Raw genomic sequence first — 5,691 nt, forward strand, 5'->3', positions numbered from 1 at the left:
GGCAAACACGGCGAGCGCCAGCACCATGCCGGCCAGCCAGGCGCGCGCCAGCCCGGTGCGCGGCACCAGCCGCAGCCACAGCGGGATCGACAGCGCGGCGCACAGGAAATAGGCGCCCAGGAACACCGGCTGCATCGCGGCGGGTGCCTGCAGCCGGTCCTGCACGAAGAACAGCAGCAGCGTGGCCGGCACCGCGGTGGCGATGCCGTTGAGCGCGAACACGGCCAGCAGGCGGCGAAACGGCTGACGCGCGAAGGGCAGCCAGCGGTCGGCCGGCGCTGGCGCCGTTGTGCGGACACCCGGCGCGTTCGCGGCGGTGGATGCCCATGCCCAGCAGCCGAGCGCGAGGGCCGCCGCCAGCACCAGCGTCGTGGCGGCCCATCCCACCAGCAGCGGCAGCACCGACGCGAGCAGCACGCCGGCCAGCGCGAAGCCTTCGCGCCAGGCGACGATGCGGGCGCGCTGCGCCTCGTCGCCGCCCAGCATGGCGCCCCAGGCCTGGTGCGCGATGGTCAGCGCACTGAAGGCGGCGTAGGTGAGCGCGAGCGCACCAGCGGCCCAGGCCAGCAGGGCAGCCATGCCGCGCACCGGCGGCACGAACAGCAAGGCGAAGCCGAGCGCGAGCACCGCCGCCGCGCCGGTCGCGGCCACCGGCACGGCGGCCGGCTTGCGCGCCAGCAGCCGGTCGACCGCCGTGCCGAGCCAGGGATCGATGGCCGCGTCGAACAGCCGCGCGGCCAGCAGCAGCGCGCCCAATGCGGCCAGCGGCACGCCGAAGGTGCCGGCGTAATACGCGGGCAGCTGCACGTACAGCGGCAGCGCGGCGAACGCCAGTGGCAGGCCGAGCAGGCCGTAGCGCCAGCCGCCGGCCGCCACACCGCTCATGGCGTGCCGCCCGCCAGCGCGTCGCGCAGCCCGGGCTCCGAGGTGGCGGGGCCGAGCCAGACGCCGAAGAAGCGCGCCGAGAATTCAGTGTCGACGATCTCGCCCAGCGGCTTGCCGTTGTGGAAGAAGGCGGCGCCGCGGCCGGGCCGGTGCACGCCCAGCAGGCGGTCGCCGCGGTCGATGGCGTCGGGCAGGGTGCGCTGCAGCGCCTCGCGCCAGCGCGCGGCCTGCGCTTCGGGCAGCGGGCCGGCGCGGCGCATCTCCATCAATGAGCGCTCGGCGATGTCGGCGCCCTTGAAGCCGCGCAGGTAGTGCAGCTCCAACGCGAACGGGTGCCCGGCGAACGCGCGCAGGCTGAACGCAGGGCCCGTCCACAGTCGCGCGTCGTACACCTTCAGGCCCCACCACGCCAGCTGCGCGCGCCCGCTCAGGCGCGGCGCGGACACCAGTTCGGCCACCGCCGCCGGCGGTGCTTCGCCGAAGGCGGGAGCGGACAGCGTCATGGCTGCTGCCGTCAGGGCGGCAGCGACGCCAGCGGCGACGCCGCGGCGCCAGGCTTGCGCAGCGTGTACTGCATCACGTCGGTGCTGCCCTCGGCGAACGCCGCCTCGCAATACGACAGGTAGAACTCCCATAGCCGCATGAACCTTTCGTCGAAGCCAAGCGCCTGCACGTCGGCCTGCGCGGCGGTGAAGCGCTCGCGCCACCAGCGCAGCGTGCGCGCGTAGTCGGTGCCGAACGAGAAGCGGTCCACCACCTCCAGCCCGGCGGCGCGCGCGTGCCGCTCGAATTCCGACGGGCAGGGCAGGCAGCCGCCGGGAAACACGTACTGCTGGATGAAGTCGGTCTCGCGCATGTAGTGCGGCCACAGCGCGTCGTCGATCACGATGGCCTGGATGCAGGCCTGGCCGCCGGGCTTCAGCAGGCGCGCCACGGTGGCGAAGTAGCCGGGCCAGTATTCGCGGCCGACCGCTTCCACCATCTCGATGGAGCAGACCGCGTCGAACGGCGCGTCGGCGATGTCGCGGTAGTCCTGCAGCCGCAGGTCGCCAGCGTGGCCGGCGTTCTGCAGCCGTTCACGCGCATAGGCCAGCTGCTCGTGCGACAGCGTCACGCCCGTCACGCGCGCGCCCTGGGCCGCCGCCTCCTCGGCCAGCGCGCCCCAGCCGCAGCCGATCTCCAGCACGCGCGCGCCGGGCGCGATCCCCGCCATGCGCAGCGCGCGGCGCACCTTGGCATGCTGCGCGTCTTCCATCGAGCGCGCGGCGTCGCCTTCGAACAGGCCCGACGAGTAGTTCATCGTGCCGTCCAGCCACAGCCGGTAGAAGGCGTTGCCCAGGTCGTAGTGCGCCTCGATGTTGCGGCGGCTGCCGCTGCGCGTGTTGCGGTTCAGCAGGTGGCGCAGCCGGCAGGCCAAGCGGCCCAGCCAGTGGCCGCGGATCGCCGCTTCCATCTCGCGCCGGTTGCGCAGGAACAGCGCCAGCAGCTCGGTGAGCGAGGGCGTGGTCCATTCCCCGCGCAGATAAGCCTCGGCCAGGCCGATGTCGCCGCGCGCGCGCACGGCGGCGCACACGTCCCAGTCGCGCAGGGTGATGGCCGCGTGCGGCTCGCCGCCGCCGAAGCGCTGCACCGAGCCATCCGGCAGGTGCGCGGTCAGCGTGCCGTGGCGCAGCCGCTGCAGCAGTTTCAGCGTGGCGCGCGCGGCGCCCGGCACGGGCGTGGCGAGCGAAAGGGACGGGATGGTGCTGGTGTTCATGCGCGAAGGATCTCAGCGGGTGACGAAGCCGTGCGGCGGTGCGGGCTTGGAGACAAAGGGCACGCGGCGCAGCCACAGCGCCAGCGCCTGCCAGTGGATGCGCGCCACGATGGCGAAGGTGAGCAGGGGGTGGCGCCACAGCGCAGCGCGCAGCGCCGCCGTGGTGGCCGGCTGCAGCACGCCGCTGACGCTGGTGCGCAGCAGCGTGCCCTGCGCGTCGTGCAGGTCGATGCGCGCCACCGTGCGCTCCTGCCCCGGCGTGAGCAGGAAGCGGAAGCGGTAGCTGCCTTCGACCGCGCAGAACGGCGAGACATGGAACACCTTGCGCGCCTCCTGCTCGCGGCCCCAGGCCGGCGCGTCCAACAGGTAGCAGTGGCGCTCGCCGAAGGTGTTGTTCACCTCCACCACGATGGCGCGCAGCGTGCCGTCGGCGCGGTGGCAGTACCAGAAGCTCACCGGCTTGAAGGCGTAGCCGAGCACGCGCGGCAGGCAGTGCAGCCACACTTCGCCGCCGGCATCGGCGATGCCCTCGGCGGCCAGCAGTTCGTCGATCCAGGCCAGCGCGTCGGCGCGGCCGTCGCCGTGGTCGGCGTCGCGGAAGCTGACGGCCGCGCGGCGGTTGCGCGCCAGCGCGCCGCTGCCGTTGGTGCGCAGGCTGCGCATCGGCAGCAGCAGGAACACGGTCGGGTAGGCGAAGGCGTGCCGCACCGGCCGCAGCCGCGTGTGGCGCACCTGGCCGAAGCCGACCAGCGCCGTGTTCATACGAACGCCTCGGCGGCAGTGCGCTCGATCGAGCCACGCGCGAGCAGCTGGCGTGCCGCGGCCTGGCCAGAGACGAGGCCGTCCTCGTGGAAACCGTAGCCGGTCCAGGCACCGCAGAACCACGTATGGCGGCGTCCCTGCAGGCCTTCCAGCTGCGCCTGCGCCTGCATGGCGGCCGCGTCGAACACCGGGTGCGCGTAGTCGAACTCCGCCAGCACGTGCTGCGGCGCGATCGGCCGCACCGGGTTGAGCGAGACGATCACCGGGCGCTGCCAGGGCAGCGGCTGCAGCCGGTTGATCAGGTAATGCAGGCACACCAGGCCGCGCCGGCCGGGCGGCGCGCTCTCGTAGTTCCAGGCTGCCCAGGCACGCTGGTTGGCCGGCAGCATGCCGGCGTCGGTGTGCAGCACCGCGCGGTTGGTCTGGTAGCCGATGGCCGACAGCACCGTGGCTTCGTCCGGTTCGGCATCGGCCAGCATCGCCAGCGCCTGGTCGGAGTGCGCGGCCAGCACCACGCGGTCGAAGTATTCGCTGCCGCGGTCGGTGGCCAGCGTCACGCCCTGCGCGCCGCGCCAGATGCGACGCACCGGCGTGCCGGCGCGCACGTCGGGCAGGCCGGCGACGATGGCGTCCACGTAGCGGCGCGAGCCGCCGCGCACGGTGTACCACTGCGGCCGCCCGGTGACCTGCAGCAGGCCGTGGTTGTGGCAAAAGCGGATCAGCGTGCCGACGGGAAAGCGCAGCATCTGCGCCGCGGGGCAGCTCCAGATGCAGGCTGCCATCGGCAGCAGGTACCAGTCGCGGAATTCGGCGCCGAAGCGCTCGCGCGCCAGGAAGTCGGCCAGCGATTCGCGCAGCGGCAGCTCGGCGCCCGATTCGGCCAGCAGGGTGCACAGGCGGTTGAAGCGCAGCAGGTCGCGCAGCATGCGCAGGAAGCGCGGGCGCAGCAGGTTGCCGCGCTGGCAGAACACGGTGTCCAGGCTGCTGCCGCTCCACTCCAGCGGCCGGTTGCCGAACGCGCCGGGCACCTGCACCGAGAACGACATGTCGGACGCCGCCGTGGCCACGCCCAGCTGCGCGAACAGGCGGATCAGGCCCGGATAGGTGCGCTCGTTGAACACCAGGAAGCCGGTGTCCACGCCGTGCGTGACGCCGTCGAGCGTCACATCCACCGTGTGCGCGTGGCCGCCGAAGCGCGTATCCGCCTCGAACAGCGTGACCTCGGCCTGGCCGCGCAGCGCGTGGGCCGCCGCCAGCCCGGCGATGCCGCCGCCGACCACCGCAACTCTCATGGTGACCCTCTCGTATTAAATTAGAAAAACTGTTTGTCCTACGACAAAGAATAGCATGGTGCTACCATTCCCACTGCAATACGCGGACAATCGGCAAATGGATTCGAGACCTGTGCAGGAAGGCGCCGGCGACGCGCCGCCGCGCTCCATCGCGGAGGTGGAACGCGACACCGGGCTGCCGCGCGCCACCGTGCGCATGTGGGAGCGGCGCTATGGCTTTCCCGCGCCGGCGCGCGACGCGCGCGGCGAGCGCAGCTATCCGGCCGGCCAAGCTGCTGGCCGCGGGGCCGGACGAAATGCGCCGGCTGTACGGCCAGAGCCGGCAGCCGGCGCCGGCACGCCGGCCGCGCGCGGCCTCGGCGCTGCTGCGCGTGCTGCTGGCGCACGACGCGCCCGCTGTGCGGCGCGAACTGGAAGCCGGCCTGGCGCGCGCGGGGCTGGCGCATTTCGCCGCGGTGGACGTGCCGGCCATGAACCTGCAGGTGGGCGAGGCCTGGCAGGCCGGCGAGCTGGAGATCCACGAGGAGCACCTGTATTCCGACAGCCTGTACGAGGTGCTGCGCCCGGCCATCGCGCGGCTGCAACAGGCGGTGCGGCCGGAGGCGCCGCGCGTGCTGCTGACCACGTTCCCGCAGGAGCCGCACGGCCTGGGGCTGCTGATGGCGCAGGCGCTGTTCGCGCTGCAGGGCTGCGAGACCGTGCAGCTGGGTGTGCGGCTGCCGGTTGAGCAGATTGCCGCGGCGGCGCGCGCCTACCGCACGGACCTGGTGGCCCTGAGCTTTTCCGGGTCTGCCCATTCGGCGCAGGTGCTGCGCGGGCTGGAGGAACTGCGCGGCATGCTGCCGGTGGGCATCCGCATCTGGGCCGGCGGCAGCTGCCCGGCGCTGTACAGGCGCGCGGTTTCCGGCGTGCGCGCGGTGGCGGACCTGGCCGCCATCCCCGACCTGCTGGCCGAGGACTTCGCGCTACCGCCGCGCCCGATGTGAGGTGCCGGCC

Annotated in this window: 6 protein-coding genes; 1 reads left to right on the forward strand and 5 read right to left on the reverse strand. The window is 73.2% G+C overall.

The genetic code is table 11. The features are described from left to right. From H0U68_RS06360 to H0U68_RS06380, 5 genes are all read right to left on the reverse strand, one after another. The coding region (locus H0U68_RS06360) for an MFS transporter (protein WP_296353767.1) at positions 1 to 885 on the reverse strand (885 nt) is incomplete at its 3' end. Continuing rightward, positions 882 to 1,388 (reverse strand): chalcone isomerase family protein, encoded by a 507-nt coding sequence (locus H0U68_RS06365; protein ID WP_296353768.1) that lies wholly within the window; start codon positions 1,386 to 1,388, stop codon positions 882 to 884. The genes H0U68_RS06360 and H0U68_RS06365, both read right to left, overlap by 4 nt. A gap of 11 nt (positions 1,389 to 1,399) precedes the next feature. Then, positions 1,400 to 2,641, reverse strand: a complete 1,242-nt coding sequence (locus tag H0U68_RS06370; protein ID WP_296353770.1) for a cyclopropane-fatty-acyl-phospholipid synthase family protein — start codon at positions 2,639 to 2,641, stop codon at positions 1,400 to 1,402. A 12-nt stretch (positions 2,642 to 2,653) separates the two neighbouring features. Then, entirely contained in the window at positions 2,654 to 3,403 is a 750-nt protein-coding gene (locus H0U68_RS06375; RefSeq protein WP_296353772.1) for a DUF1365 domain-containing protein, read from the reverse strand. After that, positions 3,400 to 4,695 (reverse strand): FAD-dependent oxidoreductase, encoded by a 1,296-nt coding sequence (locus H0U68_RS06380; protein WP_296353773.1) that lies wholly within the window; start codon positions 4,693 to 4,695, stop codon positions 3,400 to 3,402. The genes H0U68_RS06375 and H0U68_RS06380 overlap by 4 nt, the downstream gene beginning before the upstream one ends. Positions 4,696 to 4,907: 212 nt before the next feature. Between H0U68_RS06380 and H0U68_RS06385 the strand changes: the two genes are divergently transcribed. Beyond that, positions 4,908 to 5,681 carry a cobalamin B12-binding domain-containing protein gene (locus H0U68_RS06385; RefSeq protein ID WP_296353775.1) on the forward strand — a complete coding sequence of 258 codons (774 nt, stop codon included), beginning with the start codon at positions 4,908 to 4,910 and terminating at the stop codon, positions 5,679 to 5,681. Positions 5,682 to 5,691 lie beyond the last annotated feature (10 nt).

Origin of the sequence: Ramlibacter sp., from assembly GCF_013697775.1 — a bacterium.
Lineage (GTDB): Bacteria > Pseudomonadota > Gammaproteobacteria > Burkholderiales > Burkholderiaceae_C > Ramlibacter.